Source organism: Bradyrhizobium jicamae (assembly GCF_018130215.1).
GTDB classification, from domain to species: Bacteria; Pseudomonadota; Alphaproteobacteria; order Rhizobiales; family Xanthobacteraceae; genus Bradyrhizobium; species Bradyrhizobium jicamae_A.
Genome location: NZ_JAFCKQ010000010.1, coordinates 90,248 through 111,270, shown reverse-complemented (window position 1 = coordinate 111,270; position 21,023 = coordinate 90,248). Strand labels below are relative to the sequence as shown.

General features: G+C 65.0%; 23 protein-coding genes. 21 read left to right on the top strand and 2 right to left on the bottom strand.

Annotated elements, in window-relative coordinates; translation table 11 throughout:
- Nucleotides 1–3 precede the first annotated feature (3 nt).
- The 6 genes from JQ586_RS14600 (at nucleotide 4) to JQ586_RS14575 (ending at nucleotide 6,673) form a co-directional block, all read left to right on the top strand.
- A complete protein-coding gene (locus JQ586_RS14600; RefSeq protein WP_212395277.1) occupies nucleotides 4–1,794 on the top strand; it encodes an FAD-dependent monooxygenase in 1,791 nt (596 codons plus the stop codon).
- Between the two features lie 77 nt (nucleotides 1,795–1,871).
- The gene (locus tag JQ586_RS14595; protein WP_212395276.1) at nucleotides 1,872–3,215 is read left to right on the top strand and encodes an ABC transporter substrate-binding protein; all 1,344 of its coding nucleotides are present in this window, start codon (nucleotides 1,872–1,874) and stop codon (nucleotides 3,213–3,215) included.
- 78 nt (nucleotides 3,216–3,293) lie between these two features.
- Nucleotides 3,294–4,007: an ABC transporter ATP-binding protein gene (locus JQ586_RS14590; protein ID WP_249147585.1), complete on the top strand. Its 714-nt coding sequence runs from the start codon at nucleotides 3,294–3,296 to the stop codon at nucleotides 4,005–4,007.
- On the top strand, nucleotides 4,004–4,708 hold the full coding sequence (locus JQ586_RS14585) for an ABC transporter ATP-binding protein (RefSeq protein WP_212395274.1): 705 nt from the start codon (nucleotides 4,004–4,006) through the stop codon (nucleotides 4,706–4,708). The genes JQ586_RS14590 and JQ586_RS14585 overlap by 4 nt, the downstream gene beginning before the upstream one ends.
- A 7-nt stretch (nucleotides 4,709–4,715) precedes the next feature.
- The gene (locus JQ586_RS14580) at nucleotides 4,716–5,582 is read left to right on the top strand and encodes a branched-chain amino acid ABC transporter permease (RefSeq protein ID WP_212395273.1); all 867 of its coding nucleotides are present in this window, start codon (nucleotides 4,716–4,718) and stop codon (nucleotides 5,580–5,582) included.
- Complete coding sequence (locus JQ586_RS14575; RefSeq protein ID WP_212395272.1) at nucleotides 5,579–6,673, top strand: branched-chain amino acid ABC transporter permease; 1,095 nt, start codon at nucleotides 5,579–5,581, stop codon at nucleotides 6,671–6,673. The genes JQ586_RS14580 and JQ586_RS14575 overlap by 4 nt, the downstream gene beginning before the upstream one ends.
- A gap of 24 nt (nucleotides 6,674–6,697) precedes the next feature.
- On the opposite strand, the gene JQ586_RS14570 is transcribed toward JQ586_RS14575, so the two are convergent.
- Nucleotides 6,698–7,165: a nuclear transport factor 2 family protein gene (locus JQ586_RS14570; RefSeq protein ID WP_212395271.1), complete on the bottom strand. Its 468-nt coding sequence runs from the start codon at nucleotides 7,163–7,165 to the stop codon at nucleotides 6,698–6,700.
- A 153-nt stretch (nucleotides 7,166–7,318) separates the two neighbouring features.
- Here JQ586_RS14570 and JQ586_RS14565 point away from each other — a divergent pair, with 153 nt between their 5' ends.
- The gene (locus tag JQ586_RS14565) at nucleotides 7,319–8,044 is read left to right on the top strand and encodes a spermidine synthase (protein ID WP_212395332.1); all 726 of its coding nucleotides are present in this window, start codon (nucleotides 7,319–7,321) and stop codon (nucleotides 8,042–8,044) included.
- Here JQ586_RS14565 and JQ586_RS14560 read toward each other — a convergent pair.
- A complete protein-coding gene (locus JQ586_RS14560) occupies nucleotides 7,992–8,918 on the bottom strand; it encodes an alpha/beta fold hydrolase (RefSeq protein WP_212395270.1) in 927 nt (308 codons plus the stop codon). The genes JQ586_RS14565 and JQ586_RS14560 overlap by 53 nt on opposite strands.
- A gap of 171 nt (nucleotides 8,919–9,089) precedes the next feature.
- Between JQ586_RS14560 and JQ586_RS14555 the strand changes: the two genes are divergently transcribed.
- The 14 genes from JQ586_RS14555 (at nucleotide 9,090) to paaK (ending at nucleotide 20,995) form a co-directional block, all read left to right on the top strand.
- Nucleotides 9,090–9,473 (top strand): hypothetical protein, encoded by a 384-nt coding sequence (locus JQ586_RS14555; protein WP_212395269.1) that lies wholly within the window; start codon nucleotides 9,090–9,092, stop codon nucleotides 9,471–9,473.
- On the top strand, nucleotides 9,470–10,552 hold the full coding sequence (locus tag JQ586_RS14550) for an alpha/beta fold hydrolase (protein ID WP_212395268.1): 1,083 nt from the start codon (nucleotides 9,470–9,472) through the stop codon (nucleotides 10,550–10,552). The genes JQ586_RS14555 and JQ586_RS14550 overlap by 4 nt, the downstream gene beginning before the upstream one ends.
- Entirely contained in the window at nucleotides 10,549–11,142 is a 594-nt protein-coding gene (locus JQ586_RS14545; protein ID WP_212395267.1) for a GNAT family N-acetyltransferase, read from the top strand. Before JQ586_RS14550 ends, JQ586_RS14545 begins: the two co-directional genes overlap by 4 nt.
- Before the next feature lie 185 nt (nucleotides 11,143–11,327).
- Nucleotides 11,328–11,804 (top strand): phasin, encoded by a 477-nt coding sequence (locus JQ586_RS14540; protein WP_212395266.1) that lies wholly within the window; start codon nucleotides 11,328–11,330, stop codon nucleotides 11,802–11,804.
- 216 nt (nucleotides 11,805–12,020) lie between these two features.
- A complete protein-coding gene (locus JQ586_RS14535; RefSeq protein ID WP_212395265.1) occupies nucleotides 12,021–13,304 on the top strand; it encodes a DUF445 domain-containing protein in 1,284 nt (427 codons plus the stop codon).
- A gap of 214 nt (nucleotides 13,305–13,518) precedes the next feature.
- Complete coding sequence (locus JQ586_RS14530; RefSeq protein WP_212395264.1) at nucleotides 13,519–14,289, top strand: triacylglycerol lipase; 771 nt, start codon at nucleotides 13,519–13,521, stop codon at nucleotides 14,287–14,289.
- A 52-nt stretch (nucleotides 14,290–14,341) separates the two neighbouring features.
- Complete coding sequence (gene paaX / locus JQ586_RS14525) at nucleotides 14,342–15,211, top strand: phenylacetic acid degradation operon negative regulatory protein PaaX (RefSeq protein ID WP_212395263.1); 870 nt, start codon at nucleotides 14,342–14,344, stop codon at nucleotides 15,209–15,211.
- A 75-nt stretch (nucleotides 15,212–15,286) separates the two neighbouring features.
- The gene (gene paaA, locus JQ586_RS14520) at nucleotides 15,287–16,279 is read left to right on the top strand and encodes a 1,2-phenylacetyl-CoA epoxidase subunit PaaA (protein ID WP_212395262.1); all 993 of its coding nucleotides are present in this window, start codon (nucleotides 15,287–15,289) and stop codon (nucleotides 16,277–16,279) included.
- 12 nt (nucleotides 16,280–16,291) lie between these two features.
- Nucleotides 16,292–16,579: a 1,2-phenylacetyl-CoA epoxidase subunit PaaB gene (gene paaB, locus JQ586_RS14515; protein WP_212395261.1), complete on the top strand. Its 288-nt coding sequence runs from the start codon at nucleotides 16,292–16,294 to the stop codon at nucleotides 16,577–16,579.
- 119 nt (nucleotides 16,580–16,698) lie between these two features.
- On the top strand, nucleotides 16,699–17,475 hold the full coding sequence (paaC, locus tag JQ586_RS14510; protein WP_212395260.1) for a 1,2-phenylacetyl-CoA epoxidase subunit PaaC: 777 nt from the start codon (nucleotides 16,699–16,701) through the stop codon (nucleotides 17,473–17,475).
- Complete coding sequence (gene paaD, locus JQ586_RS14505) at nucleotides 17,469–17,972, top strand: 1,2-phenylacetyl-CoA epoxidase subunit PaaD (protein WP_212395259.1); 504 nt, start codon at nucleotides 17,469–17,471, stop codon at nucleotides 17,970–17,972. Before paaC ends, paaD begins: the two co-directional genes overlap by 7 nt.
- A 2-nt stretch (nucleotides 17,973–17,974) precedes the next feature.
- On the top strand, nucleotides 17,975–19,051 hold the full coding sequence (paaE, locus tag JQ586_RS14500; protein WP_212395258.1) for a 1,2-phenylacetyl-CoA epoxidase subunit PaaE: 1,077 nt from the start codon (nucleotides 17,975–17,977) through the stop codon (nucleotides 19,049–19,051).
- A 131-nt stretch (nucleotides 19,052–19,182) separates the two neighbouring features.
- Entirely contained in the window at nucleotides 19,183–19,641 is a 459-nt protein-coding gene (gene paaI, locus JQ586_RS14495; protein WP_212395257.1) for a hydroxyphenylacetyl-CoA thioesterase PaaI, read from the top strand.
- 22 nt (nucleotides 19,642–19,663) lie between these two features.
- Nucleotides 19,664–20,995 (top strand): phenylacetate--CoA ligase PaaK, encoded by a 1,332-nt coding sequence (gene paaK / locus JQ586_RS14490; protein ID WP_212395256.1) that lies wholly within the window; start codon nucleotides 19,664–19,666, stop codon nucleotides 20,993–20,995.
- Nucleotides 20,996–21,023 lie beyond the last annotated feature (28 nt).

Below are 21,023 nucleotides of genomic sequence, written 5' to 3'. Positions count from 1 at the left end.
ATCATGACGAGCAAACTCATCGAGACCGACGTTCTTGTCGTCGGCAGCGGCCCGGCCGGCGCAACGTCGGCGGCGCTGCTCGGAATGTACGGCGTCAAGCACATCCTGATCACCAGATACGGCTGGCTGGCCGATACGCCGCGCGCCCACATCACCAACCAGCGCGCGATGGAGGTGTTGCGCGATCTCGGCCTCGAGGAGAAAGCGGTCGCGCAGGCCGTGCCGCAGCATCTGATGGCCAACAACGTGTTCTGCGAAAGCCTCGCCGGCGAGGAGTTCGGCCGACTCTATTCGTGGGGCAATCATCCGTCGCGCAAGGCGGACTATGATCTTGCGAGCCCCACCCGCATCTGCGATCTGCCGCAGAATTACCTCGAGCCGATCCTGATCGAGGCCGCGGGCCAGCGTGGCACCGCGCTGCGATTCAACACCGAGTTCCTCGATCTGGTGCAGGACGCCGACGGCGTGACCGCGACGGTGAAGGACAGGCTGTCGGGCGAGAGCTACCAGATCCGCGCCAAATATCTGATCGGCGCGGATGGCGGCCGCAGCCGGGTGGCCGAGGTGATCGGCCTTCCGATGGAAGGCCAGATGGGTCGTGCCGGCAGCATGAACATCATCGTGCAGGCGGACCTCAGCAAATACGTCGCGCACCGGCCGAGCGTGCTCTACTGGGTGCTGCAGCCGGGCGCGCAGATCGGCGGCATCGGTGCCGGCCTGATCCGGATGGTGCGGCCGTGGAACGAATGGCTGATCATCTGGGGCTACGACATCGAGCACGGCGAGCGTAAGCTCAGCAACGACGAAGCCATCTCGATCGTGCGCAATCTCGTCGGTGACGAGACCCTCGACGTCAAGGTCACCTCGACCTCGACCTGGACCGTGAACGAGATGTATGCGGGGCGCTATTCGTCGGGCCGGGTGTTCTGCGCCGGCGATGCCGTGCACCGCCATCCGCCGACCAACGGCCTCGGCTCCAACACGTCGATCCAGGACGCCTACAATCTCTGCTGGAAGCTCAAGCTGGTGCTCGAAGGCCACGCTGCACCGTCGCTGCTCGAGAGCTATTCGGCCGAGCGCCAGCCGGTCGGCGAGCAGATCGTGACCCGCGCCAACAAGAGCATCGGCGATTTCCCGCCGATCTTCGAGGCGGTCGGGCTGCTGGCATCGACCGATCCAGTCGAGGCCCGCAAGGCGATTGCAGCGCGCAAGGCGTCGACGACAGAAGGCAAGGCGCGGCGCAAGAAACTCTATGACGCGATCGCCAACAAGAGCTACGAGTTCAACTGCCACGGCGTCGAGATGAATCAGCGTTACGGGTCGACGGCCGTGGTGTCCGACGGGACGCCGATGCCGGCGTTCACCCGCGATCATGAGCTCTATTATCAGGCGACCACCTGGCCCGGCGCGCATCTGCCGCATGTCTGGGTCGAGCATCAAGGCCAGCGCAAGTCGACCCTCGATCTCGCCGGCAAGGGACGTTTCACGCTGCTCACCGGCATCGGCGGTGATGGCTGGAGGACCGCTGCTGCCGCGGTCGAGAAGGCCTATGGCCTGCCGGTGGACGTGGTGACGATCGGCCCGCAAGGCTGCGACGCGCTCGACATCTACGCCGATTGGTACCGCCAGAGCGAAGTGGACGAAGACGGCTGCGTGCTGGTTCGCCCGGACATGTATGTCGCATGGCGCGCAAAAAACGCCGTGGCGAATGCCGCCGACCTCCTGACCGAGGTGTTCGGCCGGATCCTCGGCCGCGGCGCGGAGGCGCAAGCGCAGTCGGTCGCCGCCGCGTAGCGCGGCGCCAACCGACCGTCTTCAGAACGAAATGAACGGCAGCCGCGTGAAAACCGGCGCGTGAGCGAGGAGGGAAAATGAGCAAGGACCTGTTGAACGCCAAGGACCTATTGAACGCTACGTCTTTCGACCGCCGCCGCGTGTTGCAGGGTATCGCCGGTGGCCTGGCCGCCGCAGGCACGACGACGTTGTTTGCGCCGGTCGTGCGCGCCGGCAACAAGCCGATCAGGATCGGCTATGTCTCGCCGAAGAGCGGCCCGCTCGCCGCCTTCGCCGAAGCCGATGATTTCGTGCTCGGCGAGTTCCGCAAGTACATCAAGGACGGCGTCAAGGTCGGATCGCAGACCTATCCGGTCGAGGTGATCGCCAAGGATAGCCAGTCGAATCCGAACCGCGCTGCCGAGGTCGCCAAGGAGTTGATCACCCGCGACAATGTCGGGCTGATCGTGGTCGGCGCCACGCCCGAAACCAACAATCCGGTGGCGACGCAATGTGAGCTCGAGCAGGTGCCGTGCATCTCCACCGTTGCACCCTGGCAGACCAACTTCATCGGCCGGCAGGCCAATCCCGGCGATCCCAAGAGCTGGAAGCCCTTCGAATACACCTTCCACTATTTCTGGGGCCTCGAGGATGTCATCGGCGTCTTCACCAGCATGTGGAGCCAGGTCGCGACCAACAAGTCGGTCGGCGCGCTGTTCCCGAACGACGCCGACGGCAATGCCTGGGGCGATACCACGATCGGTTTCCCGCCGGTGCTGGCCAAGCAGGGATTCAAGCTCACCGATCCCGGCCGCTTCCAGAACCTCACCGACGATTTCAGCTCTCAGATCGCCGCCTTCCGCGGCGCCGATGCGGAGGTCATCACCGGCGTGATCATTCCGCCCGACTTCACCACGTTCTGGAACCAGTCGCGGCAGAAGGGGTTGAAGCCGAAGGTCGTCTCGGTCGCCAAGGCGCTGCTGTTTCCGGCCTCGGTGCAGGCACTCGGCAAGGGTGGCAACAACATCTCCACAGAGGTGTGGTGGACGCCGACACATCCCTACAAGTCGAGTCTGAGCGGCGTCAGCGCGGCCGAACTCGCGCGAGGGTATGAGCAGGCCTCCGGCAAGCAATGGACCCAGCCGATCGGCTTCGTCCATTCGCTGTTCGAGGTCGCAATCGACGCCGTCAAGCGCTCCGGCGATCCGACCGACGGATCGGCGCTGGCAAAGGCGATCGGTGCCACCAAGCTCGACACCATCGTCGGCCAGGTCGCGTTCGGCTCCAGCGCGGTGCCACCCTTTGCGGCGAAGAACGTCGCCAAGACGCCGCTGGTCGGCGGCCAGTGGCGGCTCAACGGCGACAAATACGACATGGTGATTACGGACAACAAGCTCGCGCCGCAGATTCCGCTCGGCGGCGACATGCAGGCCCTGAGCTAGCGACGGCCGGCCGCGCTTCCCGAGATGCGCGTCATTGCCGCGCATCTCCTCCCGGACGAAACCATGCGGTGGGCGAACATGCTCGAACTTCGCGCAATCTCCAAGACGTTTGGCGCCATCGTCGTCGCCGACGCGATCGATCTCACACTCGCGTCGGGCGAGGCGCTCGGGGTGATCGGGCCGAACGGCGCCGGCAAATCGACGCTGTTCAACCTGATCACCGGGCTGCTGCGGCCGAACTCCGGCCGCATCGTCCTCGACGGTGTCGACATCACCAACCTGTCGCCCGAGGCGCGCTGCCGCGCCGGCATCGGCCGCTCGTTCCAGATCCCGCAACCTTTCGATCATCTGTCGGTGTTCGAGAATCTCGCGGTGGCAGCCCTTTTCGGCGGTGGGCTGTCGGAGGCGGATGCGATCCAGCATTGCGGGCGCATGCTCGACCTGACCGGCCTCGAGGCCAAGGCGAACCGGCTGGCCGGCAGCCTTCCACTGCTCGACCGCAAGCGGCTCGAACTGGCGCGGGCGCTGGCGACGAGGCCCCGCACGCTGTTGCTCGACGAGATCGCGGGCGGGCTCACCGAAGCCGAATGCCACGAACTGGTCGAGACAATCCGCACCATCCATGCCGAAGGCGTCGGCATCATCTGGATAGAGCACGTGGTGCATGCACTGCTCGCCGTGGTGCAACGGCTCGTGGTGCTGAACTTCGGCAAGGTCGTGGCCCAGGGCGTGCCTGGAGAGGTGATGCGCTCGCGTGAGGTCGAGACCATCTACATGGGCGTGCCGGCATGACCGCGCTCCTCGACGTGACCGCGCTCGACGCATTCTATGGCGATTTCCAGGCGCTGTTCGGGATCGATTTCGAACTGCGTGAGGGCGAGGCGGTCGCCGTGATCGGCGCCAACGGTGCCGGCAAGTCGACAATGCTCAAATCGCTGGCCGGGCTGGTGCGCAATCGCCCCGATTCCATCCGCTTCAGCGGGCGTCCGATCGGCGACGCGCCGGCTGCCAGCATCGTGCGGCTTGGCCTCGCGCTGGTCCCGGAAGGACGGCAGCTGTTTCCATCGCTCAGCGTCGAGGAGAACCTTCTGATCGGTGCCTATGGCGGCGAACGCACCACACCGTGGGATCTGGCCGCGGTCTACCGCATGTTCCCGGTGCTGAAGGAGCGGCGGCGCGGCGCCGTCACGGCGCTGTCGGGAGGTCAGCAACAGATGGTGGCGATCGGCCGTGCGCTGATGTCCAATCCGTCGGTGCTCTTGTGCGACGAGATCAGCCTCGGCCTCGCGCCGATCGTGGTCGAGGACATCTATCGCATGCTGCCGCAGATCCGTGCCGGCGGCACGGCCGTCGTGCTGGTCGAGCAGGACATCGCGCGCGCCCTGCGGGCCGCCGATCGCTTCTATTGCCTGCAGGAGGGCCGGGTGACGTTGAGCGGACGGCCCAATGACGTGGATCAGGAGACGATCCGCGCTGCTTATTTCGGAACGTGAGGGCGCCATGAGCGGGTTCGACACCATCATCGAAGGCGTGCTGCTGGGCGGCGTCTACGCGCTGTTCGCGCTCGGCCTGTCGCTGATCTTCGGCATCATGCGCCTGGTCAATCTGGCCCATGGCGATCTGATCCTGCTCGCGGCGTACCTGGTGTTCAGCGCGACAACCGTGCTTGGCGTGCCGCTCGCGGTCGCGACCCTGCTGGTCGTCGCGACGATGTTCGTGCTCGGCTTCGTGCTGCAGCGGCTGGTGCTGGAACGGGTGCTCGGCGACGACATCCTGCCGCCGCTGCTCGTCACGTTCGGCCTGTCGATCGTGATCCAGAACGGGTTGCTGCTCGGCTATGGCGCTGACAGCCGCCGCCTTCAGGCCGGCGCCTTCGAATCCTCGTCGGTGACCCTGGCGCCGGGCTTGAGCGTGGGGCTCGCGCCGCTCGCGGCGCTGGTGACGGCGGTTGCCGCCGTCACGCTGCTGCAACTCATCTTCTATCGCACCTCGCTCGGTCGCGCGTTCCGTGCCACCGCCGACAGCCCCGCGATCGCGCAACTGATGGGCATCAACGAGCGCAACGTCTACGCGGTTGCCGTGGGGCTTTCGCTCGCGGTGTCTGTCATCGCGGCGATCGTATTCGGCATCCGCGCCAGCTTCGATCCGTCGATCGGACCGGCGCGGCTTCTCTACGCGTTCGAGGCCGTGATTATCGGCGGCCTCGGCAGCCTGTGGGGCACGCTGGCCGGCGGCATCGTGCTCGGGCTGGCGCAGGCGATCGGCGGCCGCCTCAATCCCGAGTGGCAGATCCTCGCCGGCCATCTCACCTTCCTCGCGGTCCTGATGGTACGGCCGCGCGGGCTGTTCCCTGCGAGGCGGACATGAGCGTCGAAAGCATCCCGATCCCGGCAAGCCGCGAGGATCGGTCGTTGGAAGTCCCGGTGTGGCAAATGCGGGTCGGCACGCGGCTGTCGCGGATCGCGGCGGTCATCGGCGTTGTCGTGGTGCTGGCGCTTGCCGCGCTGCCGGCGATCGCATCGCGCAACCTGATCCAGGATCTGATCTTCGTATTGACGATGCTGACGCTGGCGCAGCTCTGGAACGCGCTGGCCGGGTGGGGTGGGCTGGTGTCGGTCGGGCAGCAGGCCTTTGTCGGCCTCGGCGCCTATGCACTGTTTGCCGGCATCGTGATGCTGGGGCTCGATCCGGTCGTGGCGATCCCGCTGGCAGGGCTGTTTGCGGCGCTGATCGCCGCGGTGCTTGGGCCGTTGCTGTTCCGACTGGAAGGGCCTTACTTTGCGATCGGCAGCTGGGTTGCGGCGGAAGCGCTGCGGCTGATCTGCGCGCAGTTCAAGTCGCTCGGCGGCGGCACCGGGATGTCGATCTCGCCAGGCGAATTGTCGCAGATGGTCGGGCTGAAGACGGTCCAGGCACTGCTGGGGCTGCGCCCGGCCGCGGCGCGGGACGTGCTGGTCTACTGGCTTGCACTTGCGCTCGCCGTCCTGGTGACGCTCGGCATCTATGCATTCATGCGATCGCGCATGGGCCTTGCGCTCGCGGCAAGCCGGGACAATGCGGCAGCGGCGCGCAGCGTCGGGGTGCGCACCGCGCGGATTCGCCACGCGTTGTGGATTGCGGTCGCATTCGCCACCGGCATGGTCGGCGCCATGGTCTATCTGCAGAAGGCGCGGATCTCGCCGGACGCGGCCTTCAGCGTCACCGACTGGACGGCATACGTCATCTTCATCGTGGTGATCGGCGGCGTGCGCACCATTGAAGGCCCGATGGTCGGCGTGCTGCTGCTATGGGGCCTGGTCACCTATCTCGCCCAGTATGGCAGCCTTTATCTGGTGGTGCTGGGCTCGCTCGCCATCCTGATCATGCTCTTCATGCCCAAGGGCGTGTGGGGCGAGGTGGCGCGCCGCCGGCACGTGCAACTGTTTCCGACGCAGCGCTGGCTCGCGCGCAGCCGGTAGGTTCGGCCGAGCCGTTGGAGCGTGTCAGAACATCGTGTTGCTGTTCGCCGCGTTCTCCGGGATCGGCTGCACCACGTCCCAATGCTCGACGATCTTGCCGTCTTCCAGCTTGAAGATGTCGACGATCGCATTGCCGCGAGTGCCGGGCTCGCGCACGGCGTGGACGTGGAGGATGACGTAGTCGCCGTCGACGAAGGAGCGCTTGATCTCGCTGTGCGAGTTCGGGAACTTGTCGCGCAGGAAGGCGATGAACTTGCGGAAGCCTTCCGGCCCGTCGGGGGCGCCGGGATTGTGCTGGACATAGCGGTTGCCGACATAGGCGAGCGCCGCGTCGGCATCCTTCTGGTTCAGCCCCTTCTCATAGAAGGCGAGCACGGCCTGGCGGTTGGCTTCCTGCCGGGTTTCACTGTTGGCTGCCAAGGCCGCGTACGAGGCGAGCGCAAGGAGAAGGGCGGCAGCGACGGCCGCCAGTGGCTGGAACTTGAAGCTCATTCGAGACTCCTGGTGACCGGTCGCGCGTTGCGACTCTGCCTGTATAGGCACCGCGGCCGCTGCCCGAAAGAGCGTACCCGGACGTCACAAAGTTACCGCAAGGAGACCTGGTTCGGCGGGCCTTCGCTGGTCGGCCATGCTAGATGCCATCGCATGATTCCGTGGGAAAAGATCGACGCGGCGCGCATTCCCGGCACCGGGGACGAGTTGCGCCTGATGCGGCGGGGGCGCGAATTCTCCATCAAGCTCGGCACCAACGAGTTGATGAACAGCCGTCTGTCGGGCTCGGAAGCTGCACTCGCCACGCTTGCCGCAGAGCGCGTCGAAAAGGTCGCAAGGCCGCGCGTGCTCATCGGCGGCCTCGGTATGGGCTTTACCCTCCGTGCGGCGCTCGCTGCGTTCGGAAGCGGCGCGCAGATCGTGGTGGCCGAACTGGTGCCGGCGGTCGTCAGCTGGGCGCGAGGCCCGATGGCGGAAATCTTCGGCGACTGCCTGAACGACCCGCGCGTGAGCATTCGGGAGGTGGACGTCGCGCAGGAGATCGAACGACATCCGCAGACCTTCGATGCGATCCTGCTCGACGTCGACAACGGTCCGGAGGGTCTCACCCGCAGGGCCAATGACGCGTTGTACGCCGCCGCCGGGCTGAGGATCGCCTACGCCGCGATGCGGCGTGGCGGCGTGCTCGCGGTCTGGTCGTCCGGGCCAAGCGCGAAATTTTCGATCAGGCTTCGGCGCGCCGGCTTCGTCGTGAATGAGGTTGCTGTCCGCGCCACGGGCAGGGGTGGTGGCGCGCGTCACGTGATCTGGATCGCGATCAAGGAGCCTACGCTGCTTTCGCCGCCGCCCGATGCGCGTGTTCGTCGATCGCGCCGATGATCTCGGGCCACATCGGGATCGGCAGCGCATGGCCCATGCGCTCGATCATCACGAGCTTCGCGCCCGGGATCGAGGCCGCGGTGTCCCTGCCGCCTTCGGGATGCACCAGCGGATCGACCGTGCCGTGGATGACAAGCGTCGGTGCCTTGACGCTGCGCAGGCGCTCCTTGCGGTTGCCGGAGGCCAGGATGGCCCGGAGCTGGCGACCAACTCCGGCCGGATTGAGACCGCGTTCATAGGTGCGCCGCGCGCGCTCGGGGTCGAGCGCTTCGTCCTGCGGGAACGAACCGTTGCGCAGCACCTTCCAGGTCTGCGCGAAGCGCACGAAATATTCCTCTTTGGTCGCCGGCGGCGGCGCCATCAGCACCGCACCCGCCTCGCGGGTCGGGCCCGGTATCTTGGGATTGCCGGTCGTCGACATGATCGAGGTCAGCGAGCGCACGCGCTCCGGAAACGTGATCGCGATCTCCTGCGCGATCATGCCGCCCATCGAGGCGCCGACGATGTGGGCCTTCCTGATGCCGAGCCCATCCATCAGGGCGATCGTGTCCCTGGCCATGTCGATCAATTTGTAGGTCGCGGCGACCGGGATCTTCAGGAAGCGCAGCTTGAGCAACTCGAGCGCGGTGAGGCGCTTGCCGCCACTCAAATGCGAGGACTTGCCGATATCGCGGTTGTCGAAGCGGATGACGCGGAAGCCGCGTGCGGCGAGCTGCCGACAGAATTCATCGTCCCAATGGATCATCTGGGCGCCGAGGCCCATGATCAGCAGCAATGGCTCGGCATTCGCGTCGCCGAAGATCTCGTAGCAGATGTCGATGCCATTGGCGTGGATGATCTGCGGCGGTTGATGGGCAAGCGAGGTCACGGGCATCCCCTGCTGGTATCACGGTCAGGACTGGTATGGCACGGTTTGACGCAGCGCAGAAGGCTTTCGATGCCGCCGGTCACGCCACGCTGTTGACCGATCTGCCGCAACGGTGTCGTATGGCACAAACAAGCGGAAGCGCGGCAAGCGCTCGGAATTGGTCTGGAGGGACGCCGAATGGCCGAGAAGGGGAACGACCCTGCCGTGATCTGGCAGACCATGATTGGCGAGATGGAGAAGGGATTCAACTCCTTCGCCAACCAGGCGATGACCTCGCCTGAATTCTCCAAGATGATGAATCAGGCCGGCGGCGCCGCTGCGGGTGCGCAAAAGCAGCTCGGCGAGCTGATGGAGAAATACCTGCTGGCGATGAACATGCCGAGCCGCGCCCAGTTCGTCGGCATGGCGGAGCGGCTGCAGTCGATCGAAGGCCAGCTCAGCGAGATCAAGGCGCTGCTGCAGCAGGTGCACCACAATTCACTGGCGCCGGAGGGCGGCTATGCTGCGAAGCCGCGCCCGCCGCGTACCAAACAACCACCGCCAGAGGGAGAGCGCAAATGAATGCTCCCACCGGATTGGATTTCGCCGCGATCTCGGAGCGGGTGCAGTCTGAGGTGCAGCGCGCGATTCAGCGCAGCATCAAGGGCGTCGAGTATTTCTCGTCCTCGGGTCCGTCGCTCGGCTCGACGCCGAAGGACGAATTGCATTCGCGCGGCACCATGCATCTCTATCACTACCGGCCGCAGGCGAGCGAGGTCTACCGCGTGCCGGTGCTGATCGTGATGGCGACGACAAATCGCGGCTACATCCTCGACCTGGTGCCGGGCCAGAGCTTCATCGAATTCCTGCTCAAGCGCGGCTACGACGTCTACATGCTGGACTGGACCGCGCCGAAGCCGGAGGAGAAGTCGCTGCGCATGGAGGACTACGTCCTCGACTTCATTCCGGACTGCGTCCGCCGCGTGCAGCAGGATTCCGGCGAGACCGACGTTTCCGTGATCGGCTATTGCTTCGGCGGCGTGCTGTCGCTGCTCTACGGCTCGATCTTCAAGGACGGGCCGATGAAGAACCTGATCTGCTTCACCACGCCGATCGACTTCCGCGAGATGAAGCTGTTCGCGAACTTCGCCGACCGCCGCTATTTCGACGTCGACGGCCTGATCGACAGCACAGGCAACATGCCGCCCGAGCTTATCCTGCAATCGTTCGAGATGTTGCGGCCGGCTTCGCGCATGGCAGGTCAGGTGCAGCTCTGGGAGAACATCTGGAACGACGAGTTCGTCAAGTCCTACCGGATGTTCGACCGCTGGGCGACCGACACGCTGCCGCTGGCGGGCGAGTATTTTCGCGCCATCACCAAGGACCTGATGTGGGACAACAAGCTCTACAACGACACCATGACGGTCGGCGGCCGCCAGGCCAAGCTTGCCGACATCAAGGTGCCGATCCTGCATGCGGTCGCCGAGCACGACCACATCGTGCCGTATGACGCAGCGAAACACCTGATCACCAAGATCGGCTCCGAGGACAAGGAGGAGGTGATGCTGAAAGGCGGTCACGTCTCGCTCGTCGCCGGCGCCAACGCAATCAAGCGGCTGTGGCCGAAACTGGACTCCTGGTTGGGCAAGAGATCGACATGACCGAACAACGTTCCTATCCGCGCCACGTCAAGACCGAGGCGGGCGACATCGAATTTCGCCTGATGACGCGGGCCGACGAGGCCGCGGTGCTGGCCTTCGCGCAGGCGCTGCCGACGCATGATCTCTTGTTCCTGCCGCGCAATATCTCTAAACCGAAGGTGTTGTCGGCCTGGATCAACGAAATCGAGCGCGGCGACATTACAAGCCTGCTGGCGATCAAGGACGGCAAGGTGGTCGGTTGCGGCACGCTGGTGCGCGATCCGCATTCCTGGTCGCCGCATGTCGCCGAGATCCGCATGGTGGTGTCGCTCGATGTCCGCGGGCAGGGCGTCGGCCGGGCGCTGTCGCAGGAGACCTTCGCGATTGCGCTGGGGGCCGGGCTCGAGAAATTCTCGGTGCAGATGACGGTCGACCAGCGCGCGGCGATCGCACTGTTCGAAAGCCTCGGCTTCAAGGCGGAAGCCCTGTTGCGAGACCACGTCCGCGATGTCGAGGGCAAGACGCACGACATTGTCGTGCTTGGGCACAATGTCGCGCAGGTTCGGGCGCAGATGGAGGCCTACGGACTGCCGGGAGCGGTGGAGCAGTAATTTGATACCGGCGTGAGCCGGTTCCGCAGGCAGTTTGCCGAATTCTTATGCATTTCACGGATTCGTGATTTCGCGCTGCACCATAGATGTTGCGACGCACCATCAACCATGACATAACACACCTGCCCCGGGCCAATCCGGACGGGGTGAGCCCATAGCTCAAACCTGAGGATGGAGAGACCCCAATGACCACCGAAACCAATTCCGTGCTGAACAGCGTCAAGGAAGCCTTCGCGCCCGTCACCGAGGCGTTCACCAAGCTCCAGAACCTGGAAGTTCCGGAAGCCGCCCGTGAGTTCGTGAAGAAGCAGGCCGAGACCGCCAAGACCCGCGCTGCCGACGCCTATGCCGGCTCCGAGAAGGTGACCGCCGTGATCGAATCCGCCGTTGCCGGTTCGGTGACCGAGGCCGCCAAGGTCAGCCGCAACGTTCAGCAGGCGATCTACCAGGACGCCGAAGCGTTCTTCAACGGCATCGAGAAGCTCGCTTCCGCCAAGTCGTTCAGCGAAGCCGCCCAGATCCAGTCGGAGATGGTCCGTGCGCGTGGCGAACTGTTCGTCTCGCGGGCGAAGGCCACCACCGAGTATCTCGGCAAGCTCGTCTCCGACGGCGCGAAGACCGCGCAGGAGAACTTCGCCAAGGTCTACGGCAAGACCGCCTGATCGCGCTGATCCGGCCAACTGTCCAATTCGAAGGCCCGCTTAGGCGGGCCTTCTTTTTGTGAAGGCAGGTCCTAGATCATCGCTGCCGCCTTCTCGTCATTGCGAGGAGCGCAGGCGACGATGCAGTCCATCTGTCCTCGCGTTGTTGCATGGATTGCTTCGTTTCGCTCGCAATGACGGTTAGCATTGGAGCCGACGCAACAACGTCGAGCAGTCATGACCCTTCCCGCCACCCTGATCGCAACGCCCATCGACGTCGAACGCGCGGCCGAATTGCGGCGCGTGAAGTGGCTGGCGACCGGCGTGCTGGCGGCGACCTTCATCATCTTCGTCACGTCAAAGGCGCTGTTGCCGATGCATCCGGCCTTCGGCTTCGTCGCTGCCTTTGCCGAGGCCGCGACGATCGGCGGGCTCGCCGACTGGTACGCCGTCGTCGCGCTGTTCAAGCGGCCGCTGGGATTGCCGATCCCGCACACCGCGATCATTCAGAGCAACCAGGCGCGCATCGCCGAGAAACTCGGCGAGTTCATCGAGAGCAATTTCCTTGAAGCCGAGCCGGTCGACGCCAAACTGCGCGAGATCGATTTCGGTACCTTCATCGCCGACTGGCTGCGCGACCGCAAGCGATCTGAGGATCTGGCGCGCTTCGTGTTGCGGATGCTGCCCGAGGCGTTTGCGGCGACGGAGAATTCGGGCCTGATGCAGTTCATCACCCGGCGCGTCACCACGCAGATCCTGTCGGTTGATCTCGCTCCGCTCGCAGCGGGCGCGCTGCGCGGCTTCGTGCAGGAAGGCAAGCACGAGGGCCTGCTCGACGACATCCTGCGCGCGCTGCATCAGACGCTGACGCAGAAGGAAACCATGGCCGTGATCCGCGACAAGGTTCGCGGCGAGATGCCCACGCTGCTCAAGCTCTATCGCGCCGACAAGTTCGTGGTGAACCGGATCATCGCCTCGGCCACCAAGTTCTTCGAGGAGGTGCGCAACGATCCCCAGCATCCGTTCCGCGGCGAATTCGACCGCATGCTGCTGTCCTTCGTCGACCGGCTCGGCAGCGACAAGGCATTCGCCGACCGGATCGATGGCCTCAAGCGCGACCTGATGGCGCGACCGGAGCTCGCCAATCTCGGGCGCACGGTCTGGGCGAATGTAAAGGACTTCATCCAGCGCAGCGCCTCCGGCGAGTCGCAGGTGCTGCAGCATCAGCTCGCGCGCATGTTCGTCGATGCCGGCGACGCGCTGGCCGGTGACGTGGAGCTGCGTGGCGAGATCAACCAGGGCCTCGTTGCGATCCTGCGCACGGTCGTCGCCGAGCAGAAGAGCGGGGTTTCCACCTTCATCGCCGACCAGATGAAGAGCTGGGACATGGAGCAGCTCATCGCGCTGATCGAGGTCAATGTCGGCAAGGACCTGCAATATATCCGCTTCAACGGCTCGCTGATCGGCGGGCTTGCTGGTCTGGCGCTTTACACGCTGGAATATGTGCTGCGGCTGCTGTGACCGATTTGGCACGCCGGCGCTTTTAGTTGTGGCAAGCGTGAGCAAGTGTGATCTCGACCGCTTGCAAGAAAGTGATCGGTTCCCTAGCTTTTCACGACAGATTGTTGCGTTGCGGAACGATTCCGCAGGGTTTGCGTCAATGCCACTGACTCAAACCCTTTGATCCGGGCGACGGCTGCCGACACGTCAGGGGCCGATCAGAACAGGAGCTCGAATGTCCGTTGCTGCGCAGACGCTACGCCCGCCGTCCAGGACGCTGATGTTTCTGGAAGGCCGTGCCATCCACGAACTCGGTGCCTTCCTCGGTGCATTGCCATTGCTCAGCCTCGCACCGCGCGGGGACGGGCATCCGGTGCTGGTGCTGCCCGGGCTGATCGCGTCGGATACATCGACACGGCCGCTGCGCAGCTTCCTCGCCAGCAAGGGCTACGCCGTCAGCGGCTGGCGCCAGGGCCGCAATCTCGGCCTGCGGCCGGGCGTGCAGCACGCGATGGTCGATCTGCTACAGGAAATCAATGACAAGCAGGGCCGAAAGGTCTCGCTGGTCGGCTGGAGCCTCGGCGGCCTTTATGCTCGCCAGCTCGCCAAGATGATGCCGGAACGCGTGCGCCAGGTGATCACGCTCGGCAGCCCGTTTGCATCCGGCCCGAAGGCGACCAACGCCTGGCGCGTCTATGAGATGGCCAGCGGCCGGCGCGCCGAGGAGGAGGATGCCCGCTTCGGCGGCTCGCTCGCCGGTGCGCCGCCGGTGCCGACCACCGCCGTCTTCAGCCGCACCGACGGTGTCTGCGCCTGGCAGGGCTGCCGCGAGCAGACCTCGTCGATGTCCGAAAGCATCGAGGTCGAAAGCAGCCATTGCGGCATGGGTCATCACCCCGCCGTCGTCTACGCCGTCGCCGATCGCCTCGCGCAGAAGGAAGGCGAATGGGCCCCGTTCGACCGCAGCGGCTGGCGCAGCGTCGTCTATCCGGATCCCAACCGGTAACGTCGCGCACGCGCATTGTCGTGAATCGGTAAAACGCGGTATGCCCTAGGGCATGCCGCAGCCGCTTGCCCGCATCGTCGACCAGCTGAAGCGCGAGCCGTCGCGTACCGGCTCGATCATCATCACCGTGTTCGGCGACGCCATCGTGCCGCGCGGCGGCTCGGTGTGGCTCGGCACGCTGCTGGAATTCTTCCAATCGCTCGACACCGACGGCAACGTGGTGCGCACCGCGATGTCGCGGCTCGCCGCCGACGGCTGGCTCGAGCGGAGCAGGGTCGGCCGCAACAGCTTCTATCGGCTGATCAAGAAGGGCCGGCAGACGTTCGATACCGCCACGAAGCATATCTACGATCCGCCGCCGTCGGACTGGACCGGCCGCTTCGAGTTGCTGCTGATCGGCAATGCCGAGGATCGCGACGCCGCGCGCGACGCGCTGAAGAATGCCGGCTTCGGCAGCCCGTTGCCAGGGGTGTGGGTTGCACCATCGGGCGCGCCGATCCCCGATGAAGCGGCGCGCGCCATCCGGCTCGAGGTGTCGGCCGAGGACGACAGCGGCCGGCGGTTGCTCAGCGAGAGCTGGCCGCTCGATCGCACCGCCGATGCCTATCTGAAATTCATCAGGACGTTCGAGCCGCTTCGAAACTGGATCGGCCGGGGCGAGACGCTCAGCGACGTCGACGCCTTCACGGCGCGAATCCTCTTGATCCACCATTACCGGCGCGTTGTGCTGCGCGACCCGCTGCTGCCGGCGCCGTTGTTGCCCGGCGACTGGCCGGGCAGGGCGGCGCGAAAGCTCTGCGGAGAGATCTATCGCGGGCTGCTTTCACCGTCGGAACAATGGCTTGACGACCACGCAACCAACGAGGACGGGCCGCTGCCGAAGCCGAACGGCGCCCTCGGGCGTCGTTTCGAGGGGATATGAAATATGTTACAAAAACTTCTTGCATTATGATTTTTATGTTATATGTTGACGTCAACAACATCCGGGAGGTCGGCCATGTACACGCAGGCGCTCAACACATCCGACGGCGACGATCGCGCGGTCGAGGATGCCGCCCGTGCGGCGCAGTTCCAGGCCCGCATCGATGAGGACGAGCGCATCGAGCCGAATGACTGGATGCCCGCGGCCTACCGCAAGACGCTGACCCGGCAGATCTCCCAGCACGCCCATTCCGAAATCGTCGGCATGCTGCCCGAGGGCAACTGGATCACCCGCGCCCCGTCGCTGCGCCGCAAGGCCGCGCTGCTTGCCAAGGTGCAGGACGAATGCGGCCACGGGCTCTATCTCTACGCCGCCGCCGAGACGCTCGGCACCTCGCGCGAGGAGCTCGTCGATGCCATGCTCGCCGGCAAGGCGAAATATTCCTCGATCTTCAACTATCCGACGCTGACCTGGGCCGACATCGGCACCATCGGCTGGCTGGTCGACGGCGCGGCGATCATGAACCAGATTCCGCTCTGCCGTTGTTCCTACGGCCCCTATGCGCGCGCGATGATCCGCGTCTGCAAGGAGGAATCGTTCCACCAGCGCCAGGGTTTCGAGATCGTGCTGACGCTGTGCCGCGGTACCGAGGAGCAGAAGGCGATGGCGCAGAATGCGCTCGATCGCTGGTGGTGGCCGGTGCTGATGATGTTCGGACCACCGGACCAGGCCAGCCAGCACAGCGACACCTCCACGAAGTGGAAGATCAAGCGTTTCTCAAACGACGAGCTGCGCCAGAAATTCGTCGACGCCACCGTGCCGCAGGCGCAGTTCCTTGGCCTGACCATTCCCGATCCCGGCATGAAGCAGAACGAGAACGGCAATTGGGAATACAGCCCGATCGACTGGGAAGAGTTCAAGCAGGTCCTTGCCGGCAACGGCCCCTGCAACCGCGACCGGCTTGCGGCGCGCCGCAAGGCGCATGAGGAGGGCGCGTGGGTGCGCGAGGCTGCGGCTGCCCATGCCGAAAAGCGCAAGGGCCGCCGGCTCGCGCAAGCCGCGGAATAAGGGAGGACCGGGATGGCCACGCCGAACACGCCGCTTTGGGAAGTCTTCATCCGCAGCCGAAACGGGCTCGCGCACAAGCATGTCGGGTCGCTGCACGCGGCCGACGCCACGCTGGCGCTGCAAGCTGCGCGCGACGTCTACACCCGCCGTGGCGAGGGCCTCTCGATCTGGGTGGTGCCGTCGAACGCGATCACGGCGTCCGATCCGTCCGAGAAGGGCATGATGTTCGAGCCGGCGGAATCGAAGATCTACCGCCACCCGACCTTCTACGACGTGCCCGACGAAGTCGGGCATATGTGAATTGGCGCCTTCGCTTTGTCGTTGCGACGAAGCGAATCAATCCATCGGGCAGCAAAGCAAACGTGGCTTGCTTCGTCGCTCCGTTCCTCGCAATGACGAGAAATCAGCGAGTTTGACCAATGGCCGTCGCGAACATCAAGGTCTCCGAAACCCCGCTGGTGCTCTACGCGCTGCGCCGCGCCGACGATGCGCTGATCCTGGGTCACCGGCTCTCCGAATGGTGCGGCCATGCGCCCGCGCTGGAAGAGGACATGGCGCTTGCCAATATGGGCCTCGACCTGCTCGGCCAGGCGCGCGAGCTTTACACCTATGCCGCCAAGGTCGAAGGCGCCGGTAATGACGAGGACAAGTTCGCCTATCTGCGCGATGTCCGCCAGTATCGCAATCTGCTGCTGCTGGAGCAGCCGAATGGCGACTTCGCCCGTACCATGGCGCGGCAGTTCTTTTATGCGGCGTTCGCCGATCTCTACTGGCGCGCGATGATGGCTTCCTCCGATCCGACGCTGGCCGCGATTGCGGCGAAGTCGGAGAAGGAGAGTGCCTATCACCTGAGGCATTCCTCGGAGTGGATCGTCCGGCTCGGCGACGGCACCGAGGAGAGCCATCGCCGCGTGCAGGATGCGATCGACGATCTCTGGGCCTATACCGGCGAGATGTTTGCGGTCGACGACAGCGAGCGCGGCCTGATCGATGCCGGCATTGCGATCGACCCCGCGGCGCTGAAGTCGCGCTGGCTCAAGACGGTGACCGGCGTGATCAGCGAAGCGACGCTGCGGCCGCCATCCAACAACTGGATGCAGCAGGGCGGACGCAGCGGCAGCCACAGCGAACATCTCGGCCATCTCCTCAGCGAGCTGCAATCCTTGCAGCGGACCTTTCCGGGGACGACATGGTGACGGTTGCGATCAGCGATGCCGACCTGCGCCAGCGCGCCTGGAGCGCGGCCGCGCAGGTGGTCGATCCCGAGATTCCGGTGCTGACGATCGCCGATCTCGGCGTGCTGCGCGACGTCGTGGTCAGCGACGGCCATGTCGAGGTCGCGATCACGCCGACCTATTCCGGCTGTCCAGCGATGAACATGATCGCGCTGGAGATCGAGCTCGCGCTGGAACGTGAAGGTATTTTCCGGCCAAGAGTGCGCACCGTGCTGTCGCCGGCCTGGACCACCGACTGGATGAGCGAGGACGGCCGCCGCAAGCTGAAGGAATACGGCATCGCGCCGCCGCTGCCGGGCTCCTCGCGCCGCGCGCTGTTCGGCGAGCAGCAGGTGGCATGCCCGCAATGCGGCTCCATAGCGACCGAACTGCTGTCCGAATTCGGCTCGACCTCCTGCAAGGCGCTGTGGCGTTGCAGGAGCTGCCGTGAACCCTTCGACTATTTCAAGTGTCATTGACCATGTCGACTCCACGCTTTCACCGTCTGGCCGTCAACGATCTGCGCCGCGAGGCGCCGGATGCCGTGTCCATGACCTTCGCGATCCCCGCGGATCTGCGAAACGATTACAGCTTCGTCCCCGGCCAGTACCTGACGCTGCGCACCACGATGGACGGCGAGGAGATCCGCCGCTCCTATTCGATCTGTTCCGGGCCCGACGATGGTGAGCTGCGCATCGCCGTGAAGAAGGTCGATGGCGGCGCGTTCTCGAACTGGGCCGCGGATGACCTGAAGGCCGGCGATGAGCTTGATGTGATGACGCCGACCGGGCGCTTCGGCGTCACGCACGCCCCCGACCAGGCGCGCCTCTATGTCGGCTTTGCCGCCGGCAGCGGCATCACGCCGATCCTCTCGATCGTCAAGGGCGTGCTGGCGCGGGAGCCTCATAGCCGCTTCTTCCTGTTCTACGGCAACCGCTCGGCCGAGGGCATGCTGTTCCGCGAGGCGCTGGAGGAGCTGAAGGACCGCTTCATGCAGCGGCTGTCGGTGTTCCACGTCATCTCGGGCGAGGAGCAGGACATCCCGATCCTGCACGGGCGGCTCGACGGAGACAAGGTGAGGGTGCTGCTGCGCTCGCTGGTGCCGGCCGCAAGCGTCGATCACGTCTTCATCTGCGGTCCGACCGGGATGAGCGAGATCGTCGAGGCGACCTGCCGCGAGATCGGTATCGCCGACGAGCGGATCCATGTCGAACGTTTCGTCTCGGAGTTCGGCGGCAAGCCGCGGCCGAAGACGGTCGTGCCAGCCGGCGCGCCGCCGAAGGCGGTCGCGTCGCTCGTCATTGACGGCAAGCGCCGCGATGTACCGGTGGCCGACGGTGAATCGATCCTCGACGCCGCGCTACGCGCCGGCATGGACCTGCCGTTCGCCTGCAAGGGCGGCATGTGCTCGACCTGCCGCGCCAAGCTGGTCGAGGGCGATGCCGCGATGGAATTGAATTACTCGCTGGAGCCGTGGGAGCTGAAGGCGGGCTTCATCCTGACCTGCCAGGCCAAGCCTTGCTCGGAGAAGGTCGTGGTCGATTACGACCATGTCTAGTTCGTCATTCCGGTTCGATGCTGCGCATCGCACCGGAATGACGGAAAGTAGCGTTGACGCCTCATACGTCGCGCCCGACACTGATTTTGGAAGAGGCCCTTCACAACGGGCCCGTTGACAGGGAGTTTGACGTGAACGTCAAGGCCACGCTATCGCCCGACGATATGGCCCGCGCCTGCGCGGATGCGATGTGGAAGGAGGACGACGCCAGCAAGGGCCTCGGCATGGAGCTTGTCGAGATCAAGCCGGGACTGGCCGTGATGGCAATGACGGTGCAGCCGCGCATGGTCAATGGCCAGCGCATTGCCCACGGCGGCTATATCTTCACGCTCGCCGATTCCGCCTTTGCCTTCGCCTGCAACAGCCACAATGAGCGTGCCGTGGCGGCGCAGGGCAACATCACCTTTGTCCGGCCGGGCAAGCTCGGCGACCGTCTGGTTGCGACGGCGCGGGAAATCTCGCGCAGCGGCCGCTCGGGCATCTACGACGTGCGCGTCATGGCAGGGAGTGCCGTGATCGCCGAATTCCGCGGCCATTCACGGGTGATACCGGGCACCTGGCTTCCGGTGGCCGGAACCGAAAACAAATAAATTATCTCAGAGGAAACGTGCGATGGCTTCGCCCAAGCTCAACGTCAAGGACAGTAGTTACCGCGCCGAGCTCGACGACGCCGAGCGCGCCTCGCGCGACGAGATGATGACGCTGCAGACCAAAAGGCTCGCCTGGTCGCTCCAGCACGCCTACGACAATGTCGCGCACTACAAGAAGGCCTTCGACGCGGCCGGCGTGCACCCTTCGGACTTCCGGCAGCTCTCCGATCTTTCGAAGTTTCCGTTCACCGTGAAGACGGACCTGCGCGACAACTACCCCTTCAACATGTTCGCGGTCCCCCGCGAGAAGCTGGTCCGCGTCCATGCTTCCTCGGGGACGACAGGCAAGCCGATCGTGGTCGGCTACACCAGGGGTGATATCGAGGTCTGGTCGGACGTGATGGCGCGCTCGATCCGCGCTGCCGGCGGCCGCACCGGCATGCTGATGCACAACGCCTATGGCTACGGCCTGTTCACAGGCGGCCTCGGCGCGCATTACGGCGCCGAACGGCTCGGCTGTACCGTGGTGCCGATCTCGGGCGGCATGACCGAGCGGCAGGTACAGCTGATCAACGATTTCAAGCCCGACATCATCACGGTGACGCCGAGCTATATGCTGGCGATCCTCGACGAGTTCAGGAAGCGCGGGCTCGATCCGCGCAAATCATCGCTGAGATTCGGCATTTTCGGCGCCGAGCCCTGGACCAACGCGATGCGGGTCGAGATCGAGCAGGCCTTCGACATGGACGCCACCGACATCTACGGGCTCTCGGAGGTGATCGGCCCCGGCGTCGCGCAGGAATGCGTGGAGACCAAGGACGGCCTGCACATCTGGGAGGATCACTTCTATCCCGAGGTGATCGATCCCGTGACCGGCAACGTGCTGGCCGACGGCGAAAAGGGCGAGTTGGTGTTCACCTCGCTGACCAAGGAGGCTTTCCCGATCATCCGCTACCGTACCCGCGATTTGACGCGCCTGCTGCCGGGCACCGCGCGGCCGAGCATGCGGCGGATGGAGAAGGTCACCGGCCGTTCCGACGACATGATCATCCTGCGCGGCGTCAACGTCTTCCCCACCCAGATCGAGGAGGCGCTGCTCGCGACCGACTGGTGCGGTGGCCATTTCATCATCGAGCTGACCCGCGAGGGTCGCATGGACGAGATGACGGTGCTCGCCGAATCCCGTCCCGAGAGCTGGGACGGCAACGGGCTCGTCGCACACGCCGAGAAGGTGTCGACCTTCATCAAGAACACGATCGGCATCTCGACCCGCGTCCGCGTCGTCGCCCCCGAGACGCTGGAGCGTTCGCTCGGCAAGGCGAAACGTGTTTACGACAAGCGGCCGAAAGAATAGCCTCTCGCCCGCAATCCGGGAGAGCGAA

Excerpts from the sequence above, each read along its gene's own strand:
- JQ586_RS14570 (WP_212395271.1), bottom strand. The coding sequence starts at position 7,165 with ATGAGCTTCAAGTTCCAGCCACTGGCGGCCGTCGCTGCCGCCCTTCTC.
- JQ586_RS14535 (WP_212395265.1), top strand. The coding sequence starts at position 12,021 with ATGACCCTTCCCGCCACCCTGATCGCAACGCCCATCGACGTCGAACGC.
- JQ586_RS14530 (WP_212395264.1), top strand. The coding sequence starts at position 13,519 with ATGTCCGTTGCTGCGCAGACGCTACGCCCGCCGTCCAGGACGCTGATG.
- JQ586_RS14585 (WP_212395274.1), top strand. The coding sequence starts at position 4,004 with ATGACCGCGCTCCTCGACGTGACCGCGCTCGACGCATTCTATGGCGAT.
- JQ586_RS14565 (WP_212395332.1), top strand. The coding sequence starts at position 7,319 with ATGATTCCGTGGGAAAAGATCGACGCGGCGCGCATTCCCGGCACCGGG.
- paaC (WP_212395260.1), top strand. The coding sequence starts at position 16,699 with ATGGCCGTCGCGAACATCAAGGTCTCCGAAACCCCGCTGGTGCTCTAC.
- JQ586_RS14540 (WP_212395266.1), top strand. The coding sequence starts at position 11,328 with ATGACCACCGAAACCAATTCCGTGCTGAACAGCGTCAAGGAAGCCTTC.
- JQ586_RS14600 (WP_212395277.1), top strand. The coding sequence starts at position 4 with ATGACGAGCAAACTCATCGAGACCGACGTTCTTGTCGTCGGCAGCGGC.
- paaB (WP_212395261.1), top strand. The coding sequence starts at position 16,292 with ATGGCCACGCCGAACACGCCGCTTTGGGAAGTCTTCATCCGCAGCCGA.
- paaA (WP_212395262.1), top strand. The coding sequence starts at position 15,287 with ATGTACACGCAGGCGCTCAACACATCCGACGGCGACGATCGCGCGGTC.
- JQ586_RS14545 (WP_212395267.1), top strand. The coding sequence starts at position 10,549 with ATGACCGAACAACGTTCCTATCCGCGCCACGTCAAGACCGAGGCGGGC.
- JQ586_RS14590 (WP_249147585.1), top strand. The coding sequence starts at position 3,294 with ATGCTCGAACTTCGCGCAATCTCCAAGACGTTTGGCGCCATCGTCGTC.
- JQ586_RS14555 (WP_212395269.1), top strand. The coding sequence starts at position 9,090 with ATGGCCGAGAAGGGGAACGACCCTGCCGTGATCTGGCAGACCATGATT.
- paaE (WP_212395258.1), top strand. The coding sequence starts at position 17,975 with ATGTCGACTCCACGCTTTCACCGTCTGGCCGTCAACGATCTGCGCCGC.
- JQ586_RS14550 (WP_212395268.1), top strand. The coding sequence starts at position 9,470 with ATGAATGCTCCCACCGGATTGGATTTCGCCGCGATCTCGGAGCGGGTG.
- JQ586_RS14575 (WP_212395272.1), top strand. The coding sequence starts at position 5,579 with ATGAGCGTCGAAAGCATCCCGATCCCGGCAAGCCGCGAGGATCGGTCG.
- paaX (WP_212395263.1), top strand. The coding sequence starts at position 14,342 with ATGCCGCAGCCGCTTGCCCGCATCGTCGACCAGCTGAAGCGCGAGCCG.
- JQ586_RS14560 (WP_212395270.1), bottom strand. The coding sequence starts at position 8,918 with ATGCCCGTGACCTCGCTTGCCCATCAACCGCCGCAGATCATCCACGCC.
- JQ586_RS14580 (WP_212395273.1), top strand. The coding sequence starts at position 4,716 with ATGAGCGGGTTCGACACCATCATCGAAGGCGTGCTGCTGGGCGGCGTC.
- paaK (WP_212395256.1), top strand. The coding sequence starts at position 19,664 with ATGGCTTCGCCCAAGCTCAACGTCAAGGACAGTAGTTACCGCGCCGAG.
- JQ586_RS14595 (WP_212395276.1), top strand. The coding sequence starts at position 1,872 with ATGAGCAAGGACCTGTTGAACGCCAAGGACCTATTGAACGCTACGTCT.
- paaD (WP_212395259.1), top strand. The coding sequence starts at position 17,469 with ATGGTGACGGTTGCGATCAGCGATGCCGACCTGCGCCAGCGCGCCTGG.